This is a genomic window from Crossiella sp. S99.2, assembly GCF_023094165.1.
Taxonomy (GTDB): Bacteria; Actinomycetota; Actinomycetes; order Mycobacteriales; family Pseudonocardiaceae; genus Crossiella.
Genome location: NZ_JALMDK010000013.1, coordinates 152,526 through 175,375, shown reverse-complemented (window position 1 = coordinate 175,375; position 22,850 = coordinate 152,526). Strand labels below are relative to the sequence as shown.

General features: G+C 69.5%; 19 protein-coding genes and 1 riboswitch. Of the genes, 8 read left to right on the top strand and 11 right to left on the bottom strand.

Annotated features, from left to right (window positions below; translation table 11 throughout):
- Nucleotides 1-34 precede the first annotated feature (34 nt).
- Nucleotides 35-613 (top strand): hypothetical protein, encoded by a 579-nt coding sequence (locus MZC64_RS37545; protein ID WP_247764426.1) that lies wholly within the window; start codon nt 35-37, stop codon nt 611-613.
- A complete protein-coding gene (locus MZC64_RS37540; protein ID WP_247764425.1) occupies nt 610-1,308 on the top strand; it encodes a hypothetical protein in 699 nt (232 codons plus the stop codon). Before MZC64_RS37545 ends, MZC64_RS37540 begins: the two co-directional genes overlap by 4 nt.
- Before the next feature lie 20 nt (nt 1,309-1,328).
- On the opposite strand, the gene MZC64_RS37535 is transcribed toward MZC64_RS37540, so the two are convergent.
- The 4 genes from MZC64_RS37535 to MZC64_RS37520 all read right to left on the bottom strand — a co-directional run bounded on the left by MZC64_RS37535 (nt 1,329) and on the right by MZC64_RS37520 (nt 5,267).
- Complete coding sequence (locus MZC64_RS37535) at nt 1,329-2,150, bottom strand: hypothetical protein (RefSeq protein ID WP_247764424.1); 822 nt, start codon at nt 2,148-2,150, stop codon at nt 1,329-1,331.
- Nucleotides 2,147-3,178 carry a sigma-70 family RNA polymerase sigma factor gene (locus MZC64_RS37530; protein WP_247764423.1) on the bottom strand — a complete coding sequence of 344 codons (1,032 nt, stop codon included), beginning with the start codon at nt 3,176-3,178 and terminating at the stop codon, nt 2,147-2,149. Before MZC64_RS37530 ends, MZC64_RS37535 begins: the two co-directional genes overlap by 4 nt.
- A gap of 19 nt (nt 3,179-3,197) precedes the next feature.
- The gene (locus MZC64_RS37525; RefSeq protein WP_247764422.1) at nt 3,198-3,767 is read right to left on the bottom strand and encodes an HNH endonuclease; all 570 of its coding nucleotides are present in this window, start codon (nt 3,765-3,767) and stop codon (nt 3,198-3,200) included.
- Nucleotides 3,768-3,926: 159 nt separating this feature from the next.
- On the bottom strand, nt 3,927-5,267 hold the full coding sequence (locus tag MZC64_RS37520; protein ID WP_247764421.1) for an AAA family ATPase: 1,341 nt from the start codon (nt 5,265-5,267) through the stop codon (nt 3,927-3,929).
- Between the two features lie 116 nt (nt 5,268-5,383).
- On the opposite strand from MZC64_RS37520, the gene MZC64_RS37515 reads away from it, so the two are divergent.
- Entirely contained in the window at nt 5,384-6,043 is a 660-nt protein-coding gene (locus MZC64_RS37515; RefSeq protein WP_247764420.1) for a transcriptional regulator, read from the top strand.
- Here MZC64_RS37515 and MZC64_RS37510 read toward each other — a convergent pair.
- From MZC64_RS37510 to MZC64_RS37500, 3 genes are all read right to left on the bottom strand, one after another.
- Nucleotides 6,031-8,148 (bottom strand): diguanylate cyclase, encoded by a 2,118-nt coding sequence (locus tag MZC64_RS37510; RefSeq protein ID WP_247764419.1) that lies wholly within the window; start codon nt 8,146-8,148, stop codon nt 6,031-6,033. The genes MZC64_RS37515 and MZC64_RS37510 overlap by 13 nt on opposite strands.
- Nucleotides 8,149-8,472: 324 nt before the next feature.
- Nucleotides 8,473-9,549 carry a ribonucleotide-diphosphate reductase subunit beta gene (locus MZC64_RS37505; RefSeq protein WP_247764418.1) on the bottom strand — a complete coding sequence of 359 codons (1,077 nt, stop codon included), beginning with the start codon at nt 9,547-9,549 and terminating at the stop codon, nt 8,473-8,475.
- The gene (locus tag MZC64_RS37500; protein WP_247764417.1) at nt 9,546-12,380 is read right to left on the bottom strand and encodes a ribonucleoside-diphosphate reductase subunit alpha; all 2,835 of its coding nucleotides are present in this window, start codon (nt 12,378-12,380) and stop codon (nt 9,546-9,548) included. Before MZC64_RS37500 ends, MZC64_RS37505 begins: the two co-directional genes overlap by 4 nt.
- 284 nt (nt 12,381-12,664) lie before the next feature.
- Nucleotides 12,665-12,903: riboswitch (cobalamin riboswitch) on the bottom strand.
- 107 nt (nt 12,904-13,010) lie between these two features.
- Between MZC64_RS37500 and MZC64_RS37495 the strand changes: the two genes are divergently transcribed.
- The 3 genes from MZC64_RS37495 to MZC64_RS37485 all read left to right on the top strand — a co-directional run bounded on the left by MZC64_RS37495 (nt 13,011) and on the right by MZC64_RS37485 (nt 15,602).
- A complete protein-coding gene (locus tag MZC64_RS37495) occupies nt 13,011-13,997 on the top strand; it encodes an NADPH:quinone oxidoreductase family protein (protein ID WP_247764416.1) in 987 nt (328 codons plus the stop codon).
- Nucleotides 13,997-14,920, top strand: coding sequence for a LysR family transcriptional regulator (locus tag MZC64_RS37490; RefSeq protein WP_247764415.1), 924 nt, complete (start codon nt 13,997-13,999; stop codon nt 14,918-14,920). The genes MZC64_RS37495 and MZC64_RS37490 overlap by 1 nt, the downstream gene beginning before the upstream one ends.
- A gap of 67 nt (nt 14,921-14,987) precedes the next feature.
- Nucleotides 14,988-15,602, top strand: coding sequence for a DUF1579 family protein (locus MZC64_RS37485; protein ID WP_247764414.1), 615 nt, complete (start codon nt 14,988-14,990; stop codon nt 15,600-15,602).
- Here the strand turns inward: MZC64_RS37485 and MZC64_RS37480 are convergent.
- Nucleotides 15,599-16,039, bottom strand: coding sequence for a hypothetical protein (locus tag MZC64_RS37480; protein ID WP_247764413.1), 441 nt, complete (start codon nt 16,037-16,039; stop codon nt 15,599-15,601). The two genes, MZC64_RS37485 and MZC64_RS37480, sit on opposite strands and share 4 nt — an antisense overlap.
- A 165-nt stretch (nt 16,040-16,204) precedes the next feature.
- On the opposite strand from MZC64_RS37480, the gene MZC64_RS37475 reads away from it, so the two are divergent.
- The gene (locus MZC64_RS37475; RefSeq protein WP_247764412.1) at nt 16,205-17,590 is read left to right on the top strand and encodes a polysaccharide lyase 6 family protein; all 1,386 of its coding nucleotides are present in this window, start codon (nt 16,205-16,207) and stop codon (nt 17,588-17,590) included.
- A gap of 88 nt (nt 17,591-17,678) precedes the next feature.
- A complete protein-coding gene (locus tag MZC64_RS37470; protein ID WP_247764411.1) occupies nt 17,679-18,410 on the top strand; it encodes a DUF4097 family beta strand repeat-containing protein in 732 nt (243 codons plus the stop codon).
- A gap of 55 nt (nt 18,411-18,465) precedes the next feature.
- Here the strand turns inward: MZC64_RS37470 and MZC64_RS37465 are convergent, their stop codons facing one another.
- The 3 genes from MZC64_RS37465 to MZC64_RS37455 form a co-directional block, all read right to left on the bottom strand.
- Nucleotides 18,466-20,397: an N-acetylmuramoyl-L-alanine amidase gene (locus MZC64_RS37465; RefSeq protein ID WP_247764410.1), complete on the bottom strand. Its 1,932-nt coding sequence runs from the start codon at nt 20,395-20,397 to the stop codon at nt 18,466-18,468.
- A 414-nt stretch (nt 20,398-20,811) separates the two neighbouring features.
- Nucleotides 20,812-22,104, bottom strand: coding sequence for a HAMP domain-containing sensor histidine kinase (locus tag MZC64_RS37460; protein WP_247764409.1), 1,293 nt, complete (start codon nt 22,102-22,104; stop codon nt 20,812-20,814).
- A gap of 14 nt (nt 22,105-22,118) precedes the next feature.
- Nucleotides 22,119-22,787, bottom strand: coding sequence for a response regulator transcription factor (locus MZC64_RS37455; RefSeq protein WP_247764408.1), 669 nt, complete (start codon nt 22,785-22,787; stop codon nt 22,119-22,121).
- Nucleotides 22,788-22,850 lie beyond the last annotated feature (63 nt).

The following is a 22,850-nucleotide window of genomic DNA, read 5'->3' as shown; positions in this document are numbered from 1 at the left end:
GTCGCGGAGTGTAGCGCTCGGCTACACTCCGCGTATGCGGTGCTGGGTGCTGGTGGTGCTCACGGTGCTGCTGGCCGCCTGCTCCGCCGAGCCGCCGCCGCGCAATCCGTGGTACGACCACCTGCGCCCATCCGGCACGCCATTGCCGAAGCAGGGGTCGGGCAGCCTGGGGCTGGCGTTGACCGAGGTGCCGAAGCTCGCCGCCCTGGCGGACGGGCTGACCGGTCGCTGTCGCGGCGTGCGCACCCTCAACCGGGAGCAGGTGTCCCGGCTGGTCCCGCCGGGTGTGCCCGAGGAGGTCGCGGCGGCGGGCGCCTGTCAGGACGGCCACGGTGACCTGCTCGTGGTGCTGGTCAAGGACCGCACCCCGCAGGTGCAGCGGCGGTACCTGGACGCACTGGTGCGCAACCGCACCCTGTGGGCCCGTGATGACCGCATGCCCTTGTTCGGCAACGGTTTCCTGCTGGTGTCCGCGAATCCGGCCAATCCGCGGCAGTACCTCCTGGCGGGGCTGCGTTACCTGCGCTGCGGGGAGGACATCGGCAGGCCGATGGTGCGCACGCCCGCGGATCTCGACGGCTGTGTGTTCGCCGACGAGCGGCTGACCCAATGAGGCGGCCGGTCGCGTTCGTGCTGACGGCGGTGCTGCTGTGCCTCGGCGGTTGCCGGGGCCTGGTTGATGTCCTCGACTTCGGTTTCACGGTCCAGGAGCAGACCGAGGACCTGCCCACCTTCACCAGCCTGCCCGAGGATCTGTGCGCACGCCTGGGCCGGGCCACGAGCTGGATCGGTGACACGCCAAGCGATCCGGACGGCAGGCGGCGCCCGGAACTCATCGAATGCCGGTGGTCGCCGCTGCTCACGCCGGCCCAGGCGACGGTGCTGATCATCGTCACCCAGGACCAGACCCCGGCGGTGGCCAACGCGCGCAAGCGGTTCGACTTCCTGCTCAACGCCAACGTCTGCGGCAACCTGCTGGTCAGCACCTGCGAGCGGTACCGCAAGGACCGCAAGTTCCGGCCGCTCCCGCACGGCGACCGGGCCTGCGGCTACACGGCCAACCCGCAGTCGGTGAACCACATCGGTGTCATCCGGCGCGGCAACGTGGTCGCCCTGGTCGACATCCAGACCCGCGCCACCAGCACCCCGGCCGCGGTGGCCGACCTGGTGTCCACATCGGACAGTCCGGTGCGCGCGGTGCTGGCCGAGATCGACCGGATCTTCGTGCCACCCCCGCCCCCACCGCCGGACCGCAACCGCGTGTTTCCGTTGTCCGAACCCAAGAACGACTGCAAACCCGCTTCCTGAGCCGAACTTCGGGCGCCGGATCAGCGGTGCGCGCGAGGCGCCACGGGCCCGACGGCCTCGGCCACGCCCAGGCAGGTGTCCTCGCGGAAGACGCCGAGTTCGTAGTGCGCGGACTCGGTGTCGGCGGCGCGGACGGTGAGGCCGATCTCGTAGTCGCCCGGGTAGGTCACCTCGCCGAGGTACTGGATCCGGTACGACCACGGCGCCAGGTCCGGCGGCACCGCGGCACCGGTCCCGGCGGCGTGCGCGGTGAACGCGGCGACGGCCTCGTCGTACCAGGTGGCGAGGGCGTTGAAGTTGACGTGCTGGTTGGAGTCGACGTCACCGATCCGGGAACGCAGTGGGGCCCAGTACGAGTAGTGCTCGCGCCGCAACCGCTCCGGCCCCGGGCGGGCGGCCGCGGGCGATCCCGTGTCGGGCAGCTGCAGCTCGGTGAGATCGGCGATCAGCTCCGCGGGCAGCTGGAGCGGCCCCGACTTGTCCGCCAGCACCACCGAGGCGCCGCCAGCGCCCACCCGCTTGCCACCGGCCACGATCACCTGCTCGAAGGTGAAGGAGGATCGTCCGACCCGGCGAATTCCGGTGTGCACCTGCACGCGGGCGCCGGTCGGTCCGGCCGGCCCGAGCCGTTCGACCTGTTGGCCGACGAGCAGGATGGCGAACGGGCCGAACCCGCCGCTGGCCACGAGCCGTTCGAAGCCGGGCAGGCGCAGCCGGATCCGGGCGTCCTCCAGCCAGCGGGCCATCCCGATCGTGCTGGCCGAGCCGTCCCGGCCCAGATCGGCCTGCCGGACCCGGACGTCGACCTGGGCGCGGAAATCACCATCGTCAAGAGGAGTCATCCAGACCGACCATAGGCCGAACTCTGCGCCGCTGCCAGGTCGGCGAAGTCCGTTGGCAGATTGAAGACACCGAGCACCGCGGCGTTCGGAAACGCGGTGATCGCCGCGATCCGCCCATCCCGCACCGTGAGCACATCCACCGCGACGAGCCGATGTCCCTCGCCCCGGTCCAGATAGGCCGCGAACGCCAGCTGCCCGTTGCACCGCACCGGAATCCGCCGCCAGGACTCCTTGAGCACCACCCCGGTGAGGAACCCGAGCACATCCGCCCGCCCGTCGAACCAGAACGGCATCGGCGGCATGGTGAACCGCACGTCCTCGGCCAGCAACGCGACCATGGCGTCCACATCGGAGCGTTGCAACGCCTCGATGAACGCCGCCAGCAACTCCCGCTGCCCCGCGTCCCCCAGCTCGGCCAGTTCGGCCCGCTGGGACTTGGGCTGCTCACGCATGGTGGCCCTGGCGCGTTGCAGCGCGGAGTTCACCGAGGCCACCGAGGTGTCCAGGGTCGCGGCGACCTCGGCCGCACTGAAGGCGAGCACCTCGCGCAGGATCAGCACCGCCCGCTGGTTGGCCGGAAGATGTTGCAGCGCAACGAGAAACGCCAGCTCGACGCTCTCCCGCAACTCGTAGCCCGCGGCCGGGTCCAGGGCCAGGAGGTCGTCGGGGCAGGGTTCCAGCCAGATCGGTTCGGTGACCGGGCCGGTGATCTCCACGTCGGGTGCGGCCGGCGGACCGTACTCGTCGGTGAGGATGCGGCGCGGGCGCTTGCGGATCTGGTCGAGGCAGACGTTGGTGGCGATCCGGTACAGCCAGCCCTTGAACGACGCCCGCCCCTCGAACCCGGCGATTCCCTTCCACGCCTTGACGAACGCGTCCTGCACGGCGTCCTCGGCGTCGTGGGTGGAGCCGAGCATGCGGTAGCAGTAGGCGTAGAGCTGGGCGCGGTAGGGGGTGACGAGGTGCCCGAAAGCGTCCTGATCGTCCCGTTGCGCCGCGGCCAGCAGCTCGGGTTCGGCGGCGTGCATGACCGGAACGCTACTGAGTTCAGCGCAGCAATGCCGCCCGAAGCTCCGGATCCCGTAGCAGTGGGAGCACCGCGGGCGTCCCCTCGAACACGATCTCCGCTCCCGAGCGGTCGGCCTGGCGCAGCATCGCCTGGCAGACCGCGGCGAATGGCTGGTCGCGGATGGTTCGCACTGCCACGTCCCGGCCGTGCACATCATCGCGTGCGCTGGCCGCGGCCCAACGTTCGAGTGAGGCGATCACCTGTTCTCGGGCGTGTACTCGCGCTGAGGGGCGCCGGTCGACGTTGAGGCCACATACCTCGTTGGTGACCTCGCCCTTCCTGGTGAGTGCGGTGAATACGCCAGTGCTGAGGGCGAGGGTGAGATGGTCGAATGGATCCTCTGCAGTGGGATCGATCAGCAGCGGTTCTCCGCGCTCGTCGACCGGGAACTGCTCTCCCTTGTAGTGACTGTTGCACCGTGAGCAGGCGAGCAGGTGGTTGAGCCAGTCGAAGGCGCGCAACGGATTGCGCTTGATCGGCTCGTGGTGGTCGATGTCAGTGGCGAAGCTGTCTCCGCAGTACATACAGCACTCAAACCCCGCGGCCATCTGGACGAGAGTGGAGCGCAGCGAGGACTTGACTGTGCAACTGCCCCAGAGGACGCGCGCGCGCAGCGTGATTGCCGGGAGTCGTCGCAACCTTGTGGGTTAGGTCATCGAGGCGAGCGGTCAGCGTGTGGTGGAGCGGTTGCCGAACAATCCGGATCATTACTCGATTGCCCCGCGAGACATCAACCGTGCCGCGACCTCGTCGGTTCGCGCCATCATCGAGCTGGTCAACAGCGAGCGCAGCCGACGGTACTCGGCGATCTGGTCGTCATCGGCCTCGCCGCCGAGCACGGCCATTTCCAGCCGGACCAGCTGGCGCCGAAGTTCCTCTGCCCGCTCGGAATACGGACTGTCCAGCCCGAACAGTTCGGAGAGGGCCGCGTCGTCGCCACTGCCGTACACGATCCGGGCGTAGAGATCCTGCTCGACCACCTGCGGTGGGGTTTCTTCCTCGGGGCCGGGCAGCCGGATCAGGCCGCCTGGGTCGGCGGCCTGGCAGACGTAGGGGCTGTGGGAGGTGACGATGAACTGGATGTTCGGGAAGTGAGCTTTGAGCCATTCGCCAATGCGCTTCTGCCAGGAGACGTGCAGGTGCGCGTCGACCTCGTCGATGAGCACGACACCGGGGGCGGTGATGACAGGTACGGCCCCAGTGAGATTGGCGGACAACTCGCCGTATGCCAGGTAGAGCTGCTTCATGATGTCGACCACGAGGGCCGCGACCGTGCGGTAGCCGTCGCTCATCTCGCGAAGCGGGAACTCCCGGCCCGCCACTCGCACCCAGAGACCCTCGGAGCTGATGGAGCAGACCTGATAGTCGTCTGGCAGAAGCCCGTCGGCCAGGATTCGGAGCGCGGACTCCTTGAGATCCACGGCGGAGCTGTTGCCTTCGAGTGCACGCAGGTGTTGCCCGATCAGCCAATCGATGCCGTCCGCGAGTGAGAAGTCCTCGTCGAACAGGCTCAGCAGGCGGGCGACCCGGCTGGGAGTCTTGCGATCGCCTGCGTCACCCGCGAGTCGGCGAAATGGGCCATAGGCGGCGCAGAACCAACCGCGTGGATTGGTGTGCCACGGGCCTTGGTTGAGCACGGTGTCGGCCATAGACGGGACCAGGATTTGCGGCTGCGCCCCAGATTGGGTCGGTGAGCCTTCTGGTGCTCTCCAAAGCAGCGCGGTCTCAAACGACGCGCTGCCGACACCACCCTGTTGCTGTTGCACGACATCGACGGTGGGTTCCGTGGCCAGATCGATCCAAGCCTTTCCCTTCGAGTGACTGGTGCTGATCCAGCTTTCGAAGTCGGAGACCAAGTTTCGGGTGACGTCGGGACCGCTGACCGTGAGGGCGATCGCGCGAAGCAACGAGGTCTTTCCGGAGCCGTTGCGCCCCGCGATGACCGTCCACCCCGCATGTGACCCGTCCGGCCGGGTCAACTTAAGGTCGACATTCCGGGCGCCGTGGAACCCCCGAATGTTCTCCAGGCGGACGCGCGAGATGTACATGGTGGCGACTGTAGTCGGACCGGTCGCCGGCATCCGGATGGATGGCGCGCAGTGCCACCCGGAAGAGGGCTAGGCTGCCCGCGTCACAGCGGTTTCACGCAGGAAGTCAGAGGCGAATGAGTCCAACCGCGCAGGAGACGTTGGCCGGTCTACGCGATGTGCTCGGGCACGCCGACGGGGAGAACCGGCTGGTGCCGCGGATCGCCACGGGCGAGGCGCCCGTGGCGGTGTTCGCGGCGCTGGCGGGGGAGCAGTACCGGGTGATCAGCAGTGACTGGCGCAGTCTGCTGCACCTGGCGGCGCGGGCGGAGACACCCGCGGCCAAGCAGTACTTCGCCACCATGGCCGCGGGCGAGGGCATCGCGCTGGAGCGGGTGCTCGACTTCGCTGCCGCGGCGGGGCTGGATGAGGACGGGCTGCGGAACTACCAGCCGTTGCCGGGATGTCAGGCGTATCCGTCGTACCTGGCCTGGCTGGCGTTGAACGGGGACATCACCTCGGTGATCCTGGCGCTCAACGTCAACTTCGGGGCCTGGGGCGAGTACTGCGGGACCGTGTCCCGGGCCCTGGAGACCCACTACGGGTTCAGCGAGGCGGGGCGCGGGTTCTTCGACTTCTTCGCCGCGCCCGCGCCGCAGCTCCTGGAACTGGCCATGGACGCGGTGCAGGCGGGGCTGGCGGCCGGGGACTCGGTGCACGCGGCGCACGGGTACGGGCGGCTGTTGCAGGCCTATGAGTTGTCCTTCTGGAACAGCCTGGACGATCACGTCCGGTAGCTGCGGTCCTGGGCTTCTTCGGTGGCGGGGCGGATCGGGCGCAGGGTGCCCACCGCTCCGCGCCGCTGGAGCTTGAGGAAGGCCGCCACCACGTCCGGGTCGAACTGGGTGCCACTGCCCAGCCGTAGTTCCTGGATCGCCTGCCGGGCAACCAAAGCCCGCTGGTACGGGCGGTCCGAGCACATCGCGGCCCAGGCGTCGCAGACCGCGATGATCCGGGCTTCGATCCGGATGTCGGCGCCGGAGAGGCCCTGTGGGTAGCCGCTGCCGTCGAAGCGTTCGTGGTGCTGGCGGATGATGTCGGCGATCACCTCGAAGTCCGGCACCATCGCGGCCAGCCGGTAACCGTGATCGGGGTGCTGGCGCATCAGCTCCCACTCGGCCTCGTCCAGCCTGCCCGGTTTGGTCAGCACCTCCGGCGGCACCACGATCTTGCCGATGTCGTGCAGCCGCCCGCCCAGCCCGGCCTGGTGCGCGGCCTCCGGACCCAGCTTCATCGCCTCGGCCACCTCGCGGGCCCACCGGCTGATCGCCCGGCTGTGCTCCTGACCGGCCAGTTTGCCGTCCACCTCATCGGCCACGTGCCGCAGGTAGTCCACCATCGCCGCGTGATCGGCCATCCGGCCCGCCGGGGGTTCGGGGGCGCGGCCGACCACGATCCGGTCCCGGCCCTGGGCCTTGGCCGCGTACAGCGCCCGGTCGGCCACCGCGACCAGTTCGCTGGGCTGCTCGCCGTGCAGCGGGAAACAAGCCGTGCCAACGGAGACGGTGACCGCGATCCAGGTGTCGGCCGAGACGGTGATCGGGCTGCTGGCCACGCAGTGCCGCAGTCGTTCCGCTATCCCGGGCAGCTCGGTGGGGCTGGTGTCGGGGAACAGCAGCGCGAACTCCTCGCCGCCGTAGCGGGCCACGATGTCCCCGGCGCGGGCGCAGGCACGCAACCGGTCGGCGATCTCCACCAGCACCTGGTCCCCGGCCGGGTGCCCGTACCGGTCGTTGATCGACTTGAAGTGGTCCACGTCCACGATGAACACCGCGAGGTGCCCGTCCGCGCGTTTCGCCCTGGCGATCTCGATCGGCAGATGCGCCTCGAGGAAGCGCCGGGTGTACAGGCCGGTGAGCACATCGGTGATGGCCAGCCGTCGCTGCGCCGAGACCAGGCCGGCCAGCCGGGCGATGGTCAGCCCGAACAGCAGCGCGCAGGCCACCGCGATCACCGGCACCCCGGTCATGTCCCCCTGCGCGCTCTGCACCAGCAGCAACACCGGCGCGAGCAGCGCGGCCGCGGACAGCACCGCCATCCGGGCCAGGCTCGGACCGGTGTCGGTGTCCGAGGTCGAACGCTCGCCGAGCTGGCGCATGGTCGGGTGCAGCGCCGCGGCGCCCAGGGCCAGGTTGGAGGTCAGCCAGATCGCGTCCAGGTAGTTGCCGGCGGCGTAACTGCCGTCGAGCTGTTGCAGCACGTAGAGCGAGTCGGCCGCGAACAACGCCAGCAGGTTGGTGCTGAGCAAGGTGAACGCCGCCGGTCGCCGCCCGCCACCCATGATCAGCCGGATGGCCACCGCGAGCATCGCCAGGTCCATCATCGGATAGGCCAGCGAGGCCGCCTTGACCAGCAGCGGCGAGTCCAGCCGGGCTCGGGGCCCGATCAGGTACAGCCAGGACATCATGCCCGCGCTGACCGACAGCACGGCCGCGTCCAGCACGCCCGGCATGTCCCGGCCGGGGCTGCGCATCCGGATCAGCAGCAGCAGACCGGCCACCACCAGCGGGTAGTGCCCGAGGTAGAAGATGTCGGCCACGTTCGGGTAGCTGTGATCGCGCAGCACGTAGTGCGCCACGTAGAAGCAGATGTCGGCCACCGCGTAGACGACCTGACCCAGCGCGATCAGCGTCCAGGGCCGCAGCGGCCGCGGCCGGTTCCGCCGCACCCCGTACAACGCGGCCACCGCCGCCGAGGAGGTGATCAGGCAATACACCACGAACCGGGCGATGCGACCGGTGTCGTCGGTGGGAATCAGGTAGTAGACCCCGACAAAGGCGAGCCCCACGAGCAGGTAGACCAGCCACCGCCGATCACCGGCCGGACGACTGCTTACGTCCATGCACGTCCCCTTGCTCGAAACACACCCGCGCGCGCATCATGCCCCACTCCCGGCGTGTGCAAAACCATTGAACCCCTGGATACCGCCGGACGCACCCGGTCGATGGTGTGAGATCCGCTCCGCTTGGCCGCGCTCGACCTGCCCGAGCTTGTTTCCGCAGGCCCTGGGGCCGCGCCGGACCGGATTAGGTAAGGCGGCGGTTGAAAGTAGAACTGATGTCGCTGGGTAAGCGCACTAATGGGGGACAACGCCGCGCGGGACCGGCGCGGTCCGTTTCCGGACTCGCCCCGATCCCGCGCGTGATTGCTCAGTGACCGACGGAAATCAGTCCCAGTCGAGCGCGCCACCGGTCTGGTACTCGATGACCCGGGTCTCGAAGAAGTTCTTCTCCTTCTTCAGATCCATCATCTCCGACATCCACGGGAACGGGTTCTCCGCCTCCGGGAACACCGGGGTCAGGCCGATCTGGGCGCAGCGCCGGTTGGTGATGAAGTGCATGTACTGCTCGCACAGCTCGGAGTTGAGGCCGAGCAGGCCGTTGGGCATGGTGTCGCGGCCGTAGGCCACTTCCAGCTCGCAGGCCTCGCGGAGCATGGTGCGGATCTCGGCCTGGAAGGCCTCGGTCCACAGGTGCGGGTTCTCGATCTTGATCTGGTTGATCGCGTCGATGCCGAAGTTCAGGTGGATCGACTCATCGCGCAGGATGTACTGGTACTGCTCGGCGATGCCGACCATCTTGTTCCGCCTGCCCAGGGACAGGATCTGGGCGAAGCCGGTGTAGAACCACATGCCCTCGAAGACCACGTAGAAGGCGACCAGGTCGCGCAGGAACGCCTGGTCCTTCTCCGGGGTGCCGGTGCTGAACTCCGGGTCCTCCAGGTTCTGCGTGTACTGCAGCGCCCACGCGGCCTTGTCCGTGATGGACGGGACCTCGCGGTACATGTTGAACAGCTCGCCCTCGTCCAGGCCCAGCGATTCGCAGATGTACTGGAAGGTGTGCGTGTGCACGGCCTCCTCGAAGGCCTGGCGCAGCAGGTACTGGCGGCACTCCGGGTTGGTCAGGTGGCGGTACACCGCGAGCACGATGTTGTTGGCCACCAAGGACTCCGAGGTGGCGAAGAAGCCAAGGTTGCGCTTGATCGCCCGGCGCTCGTCCTCGGTCAGCCCGGTCGGGGACTTCCACAGGGCGATGTCGGCCTGCATGGAGACCTCGGTGGGCATCCAGTGGTTGTTGCAGCCCGCGAGGTACTTGTCCCACGCCCAGTTGTACTTCAGCGGCAGCAGCTGGTTGACGTCGGCGCGACAGTTGATCATCGCCTTGTCGTCCACGCTGACCCGGCCGCCGCTGCGGTCGATCTGGCCGAGGCCGGTGGCGTCCACGGAGGGTTCAAGGGCGGTCACTGGCAGGCCTCGCAGTCCGGGTCGGTGATGGAGCAGGCCAGCGCCTCGGCGGCCTGGGCGGCGGCGGGGGAGACCGCGGCAGGCGCGGGCTCGGGCGCCACCAGCACGGGGGAGACGGCGTTGAGCTTGCCGTCGGTGCCGCGCAGGGTGGACTTCTCCACGTGCGTGGCGCTCTGCGCGCGCAGGTAGTACGTGGTCTTCAGACCGCGCAGCCAGGCCAGCTGGTAGAGCGAGTCCAGCTTCTTACCGCTGGGCTTGGCCATGTAGAGGTTGAGCGACTGGGCCTGGTCGATCCACTTCTGCCGCCGCGCCGCCGCCTCGATCAGCCATTCGCTGTCCAGCTCGAACGCGGTGGCGTACAAGGACTTCAGCTCGGCCGGGATGCGCTCGATGGCGCCGAGGCTGCCGTCGAAGTACTTCAGGTCGCCGATCATGACCTCATCCCACAGCCCGCGCTCCTTCAGCTCGCGCACCAGCTGCGGGTTGACCACGGTGAAGTCGCCGGACATGTTCGACTTCACGTACAGGTTGCGGTACAGCGGTTCGATCGACTGGTTGACCCCGGTGATGTTGGCGATGGTCGCGGTCGGCGCGATCGCCATCACGTTGGAGTTGCGCATGCCGACCTCGACCACGCGCGCCCGCAGCGTGTCCCAGTCCAAAGTGGACGAACGGTCCACCGCGAGGTCGCCCGCCCGGTTGTCGGCCAGGATCTGCACCGAGTCGATCGGCAGGATCCCCTTGCTCCACAACGAACCCGGGAAGGACTCGTACGCGCCGCGCTCGGCGGCCAGCTCGGCCGAGGCCGAGATCGCGTAGTAGGAGATCTCCTCCATGCTGCGGTCGGCGAACTCCACCGCGCCGGGGGAGGCCATCGGCAGGCGCAGCGCGTAGAGCGCGTCCTGGAAGCCCATCAGGCCCAGGCCCACCGGACGGTGCCGCATGTTCGAGCGGCGCGCCTCGGGGATGGTGTAGAAGTTGACGTCGATCACGTTGTCCAGCATGCGGACCGCGGTGCGCACGGTCTTCTCGAGCCGGGCGTGGTCGATGCCGTCGGGCGTGATGTGCTGGGCCAGGTTCACCGAACCCAGGTTGCACACCGCGACCTCGTCGATCGTGGTGTTGAGGGTGATCTCGGTGCACAGGTTGGAGGAGTGCACCACACCCGAGTGCTGCTGCGGGGAACGCAGGTTGCACGGGTCCTTGAAGGTGATCCACGGGTGGCCGGTCTCGAACAGCATGGTCAGCATGCGCCGCCACAGGTCCTTGGCCTGCACCCGGCGGAAGACCCGGATCTCGCCGCGGTCGGCCGCCGCCTCGTACTCGGCGTACTTGCGGGAGAACTCCAGGCCGTAGGCGTCGTGCAGGTCCGGGACCTCGTCCGGGGAGAACAGCGTCCACTGGCCGTCCGCGCGCACCCGGCGCAGGAACTCATCCGGCACCCAGTTCGCGGTGTTCATGTCGTGCGTGCGCCGCCGGTCGTCGCCGGTGTTCTTGCGCAGGTCGAGGAATTCCTCGACGTCGATGTGCCAGGTTTCCAGGTAGGCGCAGACCGCGCCCTTGCGCTTGCCGCCCTGGTTGACCGCGACCGCGGTGTCGTTGGCGATCTTCAGGAACGGCACCACGCCCTGGGACTTGCCGTTGGTGCCCTTGATGTGCGCGCCGATACCGCGCACCGGGGTCCAGTCGTTGCCCAGCCCGCCCGCGTACTTGGACAGCAGCGCGTTGTTGCTGATGCCGTGGAAGATCCCCTCCAGGTCATCGCCGACCGTGGTGAGGAAGCAGGAGGACAGCTGCGAGCGGGTGGTGCCCGCGTTGAACAGCGTGGGGGTGGAGCACATGAAGTCGAAGCTGGAGATCAGGTTGTAGAACTCGATCGCGCGCGCCTCGCGGTCGTCCTCACGCAGGGCGAGACCCATCGCCACCCGCATGAAGAAGGCCTGCGGCAGCTCGTAACGGACCTCGTCGCTGTGCAACAGGTACCGGTCGTAGAGGGTCTGCATGCCCAGGAACTGGAACTGCAGGTCGCGGTCGGCGACCAGCGCCGCGCCCAGGCGCTCCAGGTCGAACTTGGCCAGTTCGGTGTCGAGCTGGTCCAGTTCCACGCCGCGCCGGATGAACTCGGCGAAGTAGACCGGGTACTGCTCGGTCATCTGCGCGTGGCTGGCCACCCGCTCCTCGCCGGCCAGGAAGCCGAGGGCCTCACCGCGTGCCTTGTCCAGCAGCAGCCGGGCGCTGACGTAGGAGTAGTTCGGGTCGTTCTCGACCATGGTGCGCGCGGCCATCACCGGCGCCACGCTCAGCTCGGCCGGGCTGATCCCGTTGTAGAGGTTGCGCATGGTCTCGGCGAGCACGGTCTCCGCGGAGACCGCGGTCAGCCCGGCGCAGGACTCCTGGATCACCAGCGCGAGCCGCGCGGCATCCAGCGGGACCAGGGTGCCGTCGGCCTGGCGCACCGAGAACTGCGGCGCGGCCTTGGGCGCGGATTCGGCGCGGGCCTTGGTGTGCTCCTCGCGGTAGAGCACGTAAGCGCGGGCGACCTTCTGGTGCCCGGCCCGCATGAGGGTCAGTTCGACCTGGTCCTGGATCTGCTCGATGTGCAACGGCCGGTCCGGTCCGGCGTGCCGCAGCAGAGCCTGTTCCACCGACTGGGTCAGTTCGGCGATCTGTTCCCGCACGCGCGGCGAGGCGCCGGCGTCGGTGCCCTCCACGGCCAGCCAGGCCTTGGTCATCGCGACCGAGATCTTGCTCGCTTCGAACGGGGACACCGCGCCGTTGCGGCGGATCACCGTGATCGCCCCCGAGGCGATCTCTGGCGAATGGACTGACACGAAAGCTGCTCCAAAATGTGTGCTGGGCGGAGGAAAGGCAGCGCCGGGCGACCGAGCACCCGGGTGCGGGTTCGGTTGCCGTCGCTGGGGAAGCTTGGGGTGAGGCGTTAGCTCTGAGGCTCGCTAGCGCTCGCAGGCGATGCGGTCATACAGGTCGTCTCTCCTCGCGAGCGTCGGCGCGATGGGCCGCGGAGTCAGAGGCAGGCGAGGGCCGACCGGGGCGCGCGGAGGCGCCGTCTGGTCGTCCGCTCGGCCTTCCCACGAGACCGCGAACCGGGCACACCGTCGGTGCGCCCGCTGACGGCAGGTCTTCGGACTCGTGGGCGTGCCGGCCGAGGCCGGTGTTCCTACTGGCCGTCGCTTCCCGGACCGTGGCGTCCAGTGCTGTACCGGCGCGATCGCTCGGCCGGTGACGGCGGTCGTTCCCACTCACCGCTGCGGGGCAGTCCCGGAGTCGCACCGGGTTCCCTGTTGCCTCACCGGGGGTTTGCGTGCCCGGTGAACCATCAGCGGAACGGATACTACATGTAGGGGTCGCCCGCGCAAGCGCACCCAATATGGCCGTGTGTCGCGTGTCGGTGGGACATGACACGATGGGGGCTGACCAGTCACGGTGCGTGGAGGTGTGTAGTGCGGGCATGGCGGGTGCACGAGCTGGGCGAGCCGCGGGATGTGCTCAAGCTGGACGAGGTTCCGGACCCGGTGGCAGGCCCCGGCCAGCTGTTGGTGAAGGTCCGGGCGACCGCGCTGAACTTCCCGGACGTGCTGATCTGCCGTGGTCAGTACCAGGTCCGCCCGCCACTGCCGTTCACGCCGGGGGTCGAGCTTTGCGGTGACGTGGTCGCACTCGGTGAGGGCGCGTCCGGCTGGTCGGTCGGCGATCGGGTCATCGCCACGCCCGCGCCGCCGCACGGCGGACTTGCCGACTACGTCACAGTCAACGCGAACGAGGTCATCCCGGCGCCGGAGTCCCTGGACGACGCGCAGGCCGCCGGATTCCACATCGCCTACCAGACCGGCTGGTTCGGCCTGCACCGCCGGGCCGGGCTGGCCGAGGGCGAGACGCTGCTCGTGCACGCCGCCGCGGGCGGGGTGGGCAGCGCGGCCGTCCAGCTCGGCAAGGCCGCGGGTGCCACGGTGATCGGCGTGGTCGGTGGCGCGCGCAAGGCCGAGGTGGCCAAGCAACTGGGCGCGGACCTGGTGATCGACCGCAAGCAGGAGGACGTGATCGCCACGGTGAAGGAGTTCACCGGCGGCCGCGGCGTGGACGTGGTCTACGACCCGGTCGGCGGCGACTCCTTCCGCGCCTCCACCAAGGTCATCGCCTTCGAGGGCCGGATCGTCATCGTCGGCTTCGCCAGCGGCGAGATCCCCAGCGCCGCGATGAACCACGCCCTGGTCAAGAACTACTCGCTGCTGGGCCTGCACTGGGGCCTGTACACGCACAAGGACCCGGCCTCGGTCCGCCAGGCGAGCCTGGAACTGGCCGCACTCGCCGAGGAGGGCCTGGTCGACCCGCTGGTCGGCGAGCGGCTGCCACTGGCCGAGGCGCCCGCGGGCCTGCAACGACTCGCCGACGGCGACTCCGTCGGGCGAGTCGTGGTCACGATGGATTGATGGAGTTACGCGAGATCGAGGCCTTCCTGGTACTGGCCGAGGAACTCCACTTCGGCCGCACCGCCGCCCGCCTGCACCTGACCCAGGGCCGGGTGAGCCAGACCATCCGGACCCTGGAACGGGAGATCGGCGGCGCGCTGTTCGAGCGGACCAGCCGTTCGGTCCGGCTCACCGGGCTGGGCCAGGAGTTCCTGGCCGGGGCGCGCACCGGGCACGAGCAACTCCTGAACACGCTGCGCGCGTGCCAGGTGCTCGCGCGCGGGGTCAACGGCACGCTGCGGGTGGGCTACCACCCGTCGATGGGCCTCGATTTCGTCACCGGGCTGGTGCGGGCCTTCGAGGCCAGGCACCCGCGGTGCGCGATCCAGCTCAACGCCACCGAGATCGGCCCGGACCTGCTGCCGGTCTTCGCCGGCGCGCAGGTGGTGCTCACCTGGTCCCCTGGCGACCCGGAACTGTTGCGGGACACCGGACTCGGCGTCGGACCGGTGCTCGCCAGACATCCGCGGGCACTGGTCACCCCGGCCGATCACCCGCTGGCCCGCGGCGAGTCGATCTGCGTGGAGGACCTGGCCGGGCACCTGCTGTGCAACCCGACCAACTCCGCGCCGCCCGCGCACCGCGCCGCCTGGACCCCGGTGGTCACCCCGTCCGGCCGGCCGATCCCGCAGACCTCCGATGACCTGTGCGCGCTGACCGGCAAGACCAGCATGCTGGTCGACGACGCGCTGATCCTGGTCGCCCGCGGGGTCGGGCTGCACTGCTCGGTGGCCGGGGTGCTGGACCGGATGCCGTTCCCCGGTCTGGTCGCGGTGCCGATCCGCGACCTGCCGCCGATGCTGGCCGTCCCGGTGTGGCACCAGGATTCGGCGGCGGTCCGCGCCTTCGTGGACCTCGCCGTCGAACTGGCGCCGATCGATTAGCCCGGCTAATCGGAACCATTGATGATCGACTGTTGTTCCGGCTGACCGCCGATCACAGACTTCCCCCGTGCTGACAAGACTTCTCGCGACCACGGTCGCGCTGACCCTGACCCTGACCCTGCTCGCCTCCTGCGCCGCCGCCCCCGCCAGCCCCGAGGTGCCGACCTTGGTGCGCAACGGCCTGCCCGGCCCCGCCCACCAGCGCCTGCAACCGCTGATCGGTGAGTGGGAGGTGGAGATGCGCACCTTCATCGCCGGCGGCACCGCGGAGAAACCGTTGGTGGCCAAGGACGTCAAGGGCACCCGACGGTGGGTGGAGGGCACCGGCGGCCGCCACCTCCAGGAAGAGCTGACTGGCACCTTCAACGGCGGCCCGTACTACCGGCTCGGCTGGTTCGCGCACGCGAACATGGCCAAGCAGTACGAGTTCGTCACCATCGACGCGCTCAACGCGGCCATGATGAGCTACCACGGCGCCTCCGACAACGGTTCGCCCGAACTGAACCTGACCGGCGAGTTCGTGGACCAGGGCGTGCTGGGCGACGCCTACATCGGCAAGACCATCCGGATGCGTACGGTCATCCGGTTCGAGACCCCGGACCGGCAGGTGATCGACCTGCTCTTCACCCCGCCCGGCGAGCCGGAGCGACTGGCCGACCGCAAGACCTACACCCGCCGCTAACAGATCACCGGACGGTTGGCGTTGATGAGCCCGAAGCGGCGGTCGACCCACGCGGTCCGCCACCCGGCGAAGAACGCGTCGCCCGCGTCCGACAGGTGCACCCCGGCGCCGACCTCGTAGACCACGCAAGCCCAGCTGTCGTCGACGTGCACCGCCAGTGCGCCGGGCCGCGGGACGGCGCGCAACAACCGGGCGGCGCTGGGGCCGCGTTCACCGGCCTCGCCGTCGTCCAGGCAGCGGGCCAGATCGCCGATCGCCTGGGCTGCGGTGCCGAACAGCGCCCACCGGTACTTCGGGGACGGCGGTCCGGCCGCCCACGGATGGAAGAACGCGGCCGAGCACCAACCGGGCCCGTGGCGATCATCGCGCTGTCCCGGGCTCGGCTCGCGCTCGGTGGGCATGATGCAGTTGTAGCCGGTGAACGTCGCTGGACTCATCCGCTCATCTCAGGGCCGGCGGCCAACCTCGTCCACCTCGTTCCAGGGACTGGACCTGCCGGTTCACATCCGTGCATCACGGGATTTGGCAAGGTTCTTGACTAGAGATCGGATGTGTCCCTAGCTTGTGGTCACCGCCGCGCCGTCTCACTGGAGAGCTGGCACATGAAACAACACACCGCCGTGCTGCTGCCCGTTCTGGCCGCCGCGATCGTCCTCACCCTGCCGTCCGCCGCAACGGCCGGGTCCACCGCTGCCGAAGTGGTGCGGGTGAGCAGCCTGCCCGCGCTGCAGAACGCGCTCAACGCGGCCAAACCGGGTGACCGGATCGAACTGGCCGACGGCAGCTACAACGCCACCAGCGCGATCACCGTCCGCCGCTCCGGCACCGCGTCCGCGCCGATCACGGTCAGCGCGGCAAACGTGGGCAAGGCGGTGATCACCGGGTCCACCGGGTTCGCCTTCGACAACGTCAGCTACGTGACGCTGAACGGGTTCTCGCTGCGGCACGGCGGTTCGCTGTCCGTGCCGACCGCGGCGCACCACATCCGGTTGAGCCGCAACACGATCCAGTTCTCCGGCGACGGGAACTGGGTCAACATCAACGGCAACGACGTGGAGATCGACCGCAACACCTTCCAGAACCGCAGCACCGCCGGGGTCTTCCTGCAGATCTCCGGGCCCAGCGACAACATCGCCAAGCGCACCAAGGTGCACCACAACTACTTCTACAACCACAGCTTCGCCGGCGCCAACGGCGGGGAGTCGATCCGCCTGGGCTACAGCCACAAACAGAGCTACTCGGGCAACGCGGTCATCGAGCACAACCTGTTCGAGAAGGCCAACGGCGACGCCGAGGCGATCTCGGTGAAGGCATCGGACAACACCATCCGGTACAACACCATCCGGGACAGCAAGGGCTACATCGTGCTGCGGCACGGCCACCGCAACCTGGTGGAGGGCAACCTGTTGTACGGCAACACCGGCATCCGCTTCCACGGCAACGACCACAAGATCATCAACAACTATGTGGCGGCCACCGGCGGGCGGGCGCTGGTCTTCGGCAAGGGCTCGGAGGCGGACAGCTCACCGACCAGCACCGGGCACGACCGGCCGGACCGGGTCACCGTCGCCTACAACACCCTGCTGGGCACCAGCTCGGTGGTGGACAGCGACGGCGGCGAGTTCCTGCCCAAGGACTGCGTGCTGGCCAACAACATCATCGTGGGCAGCTCCGGTTCGCTGGTGGCGATGCGCAGCGGGTCCACGGTGAAGTACGAGGGCAACATCGCCTACGGCGCCAGCGCGGGCATGCCCTCGGGTGGCTACCGCAACGTCGATCCGAAGCTGGTCACCGACGCCAACGGGCTCAAGCGGCTCAGCGCGGGCAGTCCGGCCATCGACGCCGGTGCGGGCAGCTATTCCTTTGTCACCAACGACTTCGACCCGCACGCGCGCAGCGGCAAGCTGGACGTGGGCGCGGACGAGTTCGGCGGTTCGGTGAGCCGCAAGCCGCTGCAGAAGGCCGACGTCGGCCCGTCGGCGCCCTGAGTCACCCGGTGGAGGTGGGGCTAGCCCTACCTCCACCGGAGGTGGTGACCCGATCGTGCCCGCAGGCCGCGATCACTACGGTTGCCGCATGAGGATGCTCAAGGTGGGGGCGGCGCTGGTCACCGGCGCCGTGCTGTTGTCGGGGTGCTCGCTGATCGCGCGCAACCGGGAGACCCAGCAACAGGATTTCGAGCAGAAGATCGCCAAGCTGGAGGTGACCCTCGACAGCGGCGACGTCGAGGTCCGGGCCGGTGCGGACGGCAAGGTCAGCGTCACCAGGAAGCTGGAGTGGGCCAACAACAAGCCGGTCGCGCACGAGGAGTGGTCCGGGGAGACGCTCCGGATCACCGAGCCCACCTGCTCGAACAACTGCGGGATCGACTACGTGATCACCGTGCCCGCCGCCATCGCCGTGCAGCTGCGCACCGACTCGGGTGCGGTCTCGGTCTACGACGTCAAGGGCGACCTGCGACTCGAAACCGATTCCGGGGACGTGCGCGCGGACAATCCGGTCGCCGCGCTGTGGGCGCGCACCGGCTCGGGCACGGTCACCACCTCCGGCGCGCGCTCGCCCAAGGCCGAGCTGCACACCGATTCCGGTGACATCACCGCCGGGTTCGCCGCCGCGCCGGGCAGCGTGGTGGCCGAGGCCGGGAGTGGCACCGTCACCGTCACGGTGCCCAAGGAGCCCGCCGGGTACCAGGTCACCGCCAAGACCGATTCGGGCAAGAAGGACATCGCCGTCACCCAGGAGGCGGGGAGTTCGCGCACGATCTCCGCGACCGCCGACTCCGGCGACGTCACGGTCAAGTACGGCTGAGGGGGAGTGGGTCCGGCGGAGGCGGTGAGGGACGCCTCCGCCGGACCCACCGGGACTACCAGCTCGGGCTGAGCCGGACGTCCGCGGCCTTCACGAAGAACGCCCGGTGCCCGAAGAACACCTGGTAGTACTTGTCCTTGCCCCGCACCACAGTGCGCGGGCCTTCCCAGTTCTGCGCGAAGTAGTAATCCGTGGACACCTCGTGCTCGGCGAGCACGTACTTCTCCCCGGCGCGCATCGTGTACTGCAACGGCGCGATCGGCTGATATGGCACGCCGGTGCCCGCGTAGGCGGCTTCCTCCGGGTAGGCCCGGCCGAACACCGGGACCTCGGTCAGGCCGGGGCGCGGGGTGACGGTGTACCCGGTGCTGTTCACCGCGGTCGGCTTGGCGCGCGGGTTGTGGAACCAGGCTTTCTGGCCCAGGTACCAGATCGCGGTCCACTCGCCGCGTCGTTCGGCCACCGCGAAGCGCTGCCCGGTGTCCACCCGGCCGCCGTAGTCGCTGACCTGCCGGGTGCTGTGGCTGCCGTCCGGCCGCAGACCGGGGTCCTTGACCAGCGGGGCGTCCGTGCTGGGTTCGGTGTGCAGGAACACCGAGGTGGTGCCGCGGACCGGGCAGGGGTCGGCGGGCTTGGCGCTGTCACAGCCGTACATCGCCGGGTGGTGGGTGGCGTAGTCCGGTTTGATGGTGACGATCCCGGCCCACGGCCCGGAGCTGGTGTGGAAGGGCGCGCCGAGCAGGTCGAAGTAGTGCGCCCAATCCCAGTAGGGGCCCGGATCCCAGTGCATGCCGCGCACGGTGGCCGGGGTGGTGCCGGGGACGTTGTCGTGCCCCAGGATGTGCCCGCGGTCCAGCGGGATGTCGTACTTGTTCGCCAGGTAGCGGACCAGCCGGGCCGAGGAGCGGTACATCGCCTCGGTGTACCAGGTGCCCTTGGCCGCGAAACCCTCGTGCTCCAGGCCGATGGAGTGCGAGTTGATGTACCAGTTGCCGGCCTGCCAGGCCACATCCTCGGCCTTGACGTGTTGCGCCACATGGCCGTCGACCGAGCGCAGGGTGTACTGCCAGCTCACGTACTTCGGGTTCTGCACCAGCCGCAGCGTGGTGTCGTAGTAGCCCTCGGTGTCGTGCACGATGATGTACTTGATCTTCAGGTCGCGCGGCCGGTCGGCCTGGTCGTGGTTGCCGTAGCTGCCCGGCTTGGTCGGGTCGAAGTGCTCGTACGGTGCCGGAATCCATTCGCAGCCCAGGTTTCTCGGACACTCGGTGGCAGCCGGCTTCGGCGCGCGCAGTCCGAGACCGTCCACTTGGGACACTCGCGGGCTGAGTCCTGGCTCGGCGGTCAGCCGGACCCGGTGCCCGTCGTCGGTGACCCGGTCCGCGCCGGTGCGCAGCAACTCGAACACGTCGTCGGCGAACCGGCGGGCGGTCGCGGTGTCGGTGGCCCCGCTGTACCTGGCCACCGCCCCGTACCAGTCGCCGGTCGCGGTGCCGCCACGCAGTTCGCGCTGGTACTGCGCCAGCACAGCCGCGCCACCGCGGATGTTGACCGCCGGATCCGCGCGCAGCCGCGCCGGTTCGGCCCCGGTCAGCCGCGCGGCCAGGTCCAGGGTCTGCAACCCGGCGGGGGAGGCGCCGGCGGGCGCGGGTTCGGGCAGCCGCAGCGGCCGGGCGGAGTCCCCGCGCGGGTCCTCGGCGCCGTCCCCGTGGTGGGTGTCCGGGGCGACGCCGAGGCCCCGCGCATCAGTGAGGTGCATGGGCCCGAAGCCCGCACCGCGGCTCGGTTCCCCCGCGTTGGCATCCCAGCGCGACTGGAGGTACGAGACGCCGAGCAACACACTCGGCGGCACGCCGAACTCGGTGGCGGCGGCCGTGAACGCGTCCTGCCGGTCCGCCGGAGCGGCGGTCGCGGACACCGGGGTGAGCAGCGCGCCGAGCACCGCGAACGCGGCCCCCAGTGCGAGGTGACGCCGGACAACGGGCATGTGGACATCTTTCTCACAACGCCCATTGTGTGGCAATAGTCCACAAGGAGCACCCACCCCGTGTTGGCCGTTCTCGCACGGTGTCTTGGCCGTTCTGGACGCCGTGTTGGCCGTTGTGGGCGGCGTGTTGGCCGTTGTGGGCGGCGTGTTGGCCGTTGTGGTCGGTGTGTTGGCGCGTGGGCGTACCAGTTCGGCCAAGACTGCGTACGACGACTCTGTTGGCGAAGTCGCCCCGGTGTGCCGATCTTCCGGCCAGTTGGGCCAACTGGTACGCCGGTTTGGCCAAAGTGGGCGTACCAGTTGGCCCAAGTGGTGCGGGAGTGCGGATCACACCGCCGATTCGCCAACAGAGTCGTACGACAACGGCCAACACGCCGGCGAGTTGCGGGGCGAGCCAAGGTGGCAGCGCCAGTTTCAGCTGAAACGCATGCGCAGCAACGTTCCGCCGCCCTCGGGGCATTCGGCGGACACGGTCGCGCCATGTGCCCTGGCCACCTGTCCCACGATCGCCAGCCCCAGCCCCGAACCCGGCAGCGACCGGGCCGCGGCGGAGCGGTAGAAGCGCTCGAACACCCGGTCCAGGTCCGCCGCCGGAATCCCCGGACCTTGATCCCGCACGCACAACTCCTTGTCCCGCAAGGAAACCCACACGATCCCGCCGGGTGGGCTGAACTTGCCCGCGTTGTCCAGCAGGTTGCGTACCGCGCGGGCCAGGCGGCCGGGCTGGCCGGTGATCGCGGTGGGGTCCAGGTCCAGGCAGAAGGCGGTGCGCGGCCAGTGCGCACCCACCTCGGCCGCCACGTGTTCGACCAGCAGGTCCAGGCGTAGTTCCTCGGCCGGGTCGTTGGCCTCCTCGCCGCGGGCCAGTTCGATCAGGTCGGTGACCAGGCCGGTCAGCCGGGTGGCCTGGGTGTGCAGGGCGGTGAGCACGTCGCCGCGCTGGGTCTGGGTGAGCTGGTCGGCGCGGCGCAGCAGGTCGATGTTGGCGCGCAGGCCGGTCAGCGGGGTGCGTAGTTCGTGCGAGGCGTCGGCGACCAGTTGTCGTTGTGCGGCAAGGGCTGCGTCCAGTTCGGCGAGCATGGTGTTGAACCCGGTGGAGAGCCGGGCCAGCTCGTCCGCGCCGTCGACCTCGATGCGGGCCCGTGGATCCCGGTTCGCGGCCACCCGCTCGGTCGCCTCGGTGAGTGCGGCCACCGGGCGCAAACCGCTGCGCGCCACCAGGTATCCGGCCGCGGCGGCCACCGCGACGCCGACCAGTCCGGCGCCGATGAGCGCCCAGCCGATCCGGGTGAGGCTCTCCTCGGTGCGGTCCGAGCGCACCGCCACCTGCACCGCCACCCCTTCGGCCAGTGGCGAGGTGAGCATGCGCACCGGGTGGCCGCCGATGGTGGCCGCGCTGAAGAAGGCGGTGCGGCGGCCGGCGGCGACCGCGCGGGTCTCCTCGGTGACCGGCAGGCCGGCGTCGTCGGTGATCCGCCCGTCCGCGGTCACCTTCTGCGCGCAGGCCGGCGCGGTGATGAACTCGCAGGGGCCAGCGGGGATCCAGGCGTCGGGGGCCACGCGTTTCAGCCGAGTCACCTCCCGCTGTAAGCCCAGGTCGGTCGACCGGTGCAGCTCACCCGCGATCAACAGGTAGGCGGCCACCGCCATCGCCGTGGACGTCAGCGCGACCGCCAGCGCGCCGGTGACAGCGATTCTGGCGCGCAATGGCCAGCGGCGCCTCACGGGTCACCCAGTCGATAACCAAGTCCGCGAACCGTGTGCAGCAACGGGGGCTCGCCAGGCGTCTCCAGCTTGCCGCGCAGATACCGGATATACACCGCCAAGGAGTTCGCTGTGGACAGTCCGGGACCCCACACCAGCTCGATGATCGACTCCCGCGGCAGCGCCCGGCCCGCGTTGCGCGCCAGCACCTCCAGCAGGGCGAACTCGGTGCGGCTCAACTCGATCCGCCGGTCGCCGCGGCGCACCAGCCGGGCGGCGGTGTCCACGAGGAGATCCCCGTGTCGCAGGATCGCCGGATCCTCCGGGTAGGCCCGGCGCAGCAGTGCCCGCACCCTGGCCAGCAGCTCGTCCAGGTCGAACGGCTTGACCAGGTAGTCATCGGCCCCGGCGTCCAGTCCGGCGATCCGGTCGCCCACCGCGTCCCTGGCGGTCAGCACCAGGATCGGCGTCCGGTCACCGCTCGCGCGCAACCGGCGGCACACGGTGAGGCCGTCGGTGAAGGGCATCAGCAGGTCGAGGACCACCGCGTCCGGCCGCCAGTCCGCGATCTCGGCCAGCGCCAGCCCGCCGTCGCCCACTCCGCGCACCTGGTGGCCCGCGGTGCTCAGCGCCAGCTCGACCGCTGTGCGCACGGCATCGTCGTCCTCGGCCACCAGTACCCGCATGATGCCCCGATGGTAGCCAAGGGATTCTCACCGGACTCTCATCCGTACCCGACATGGTGATCC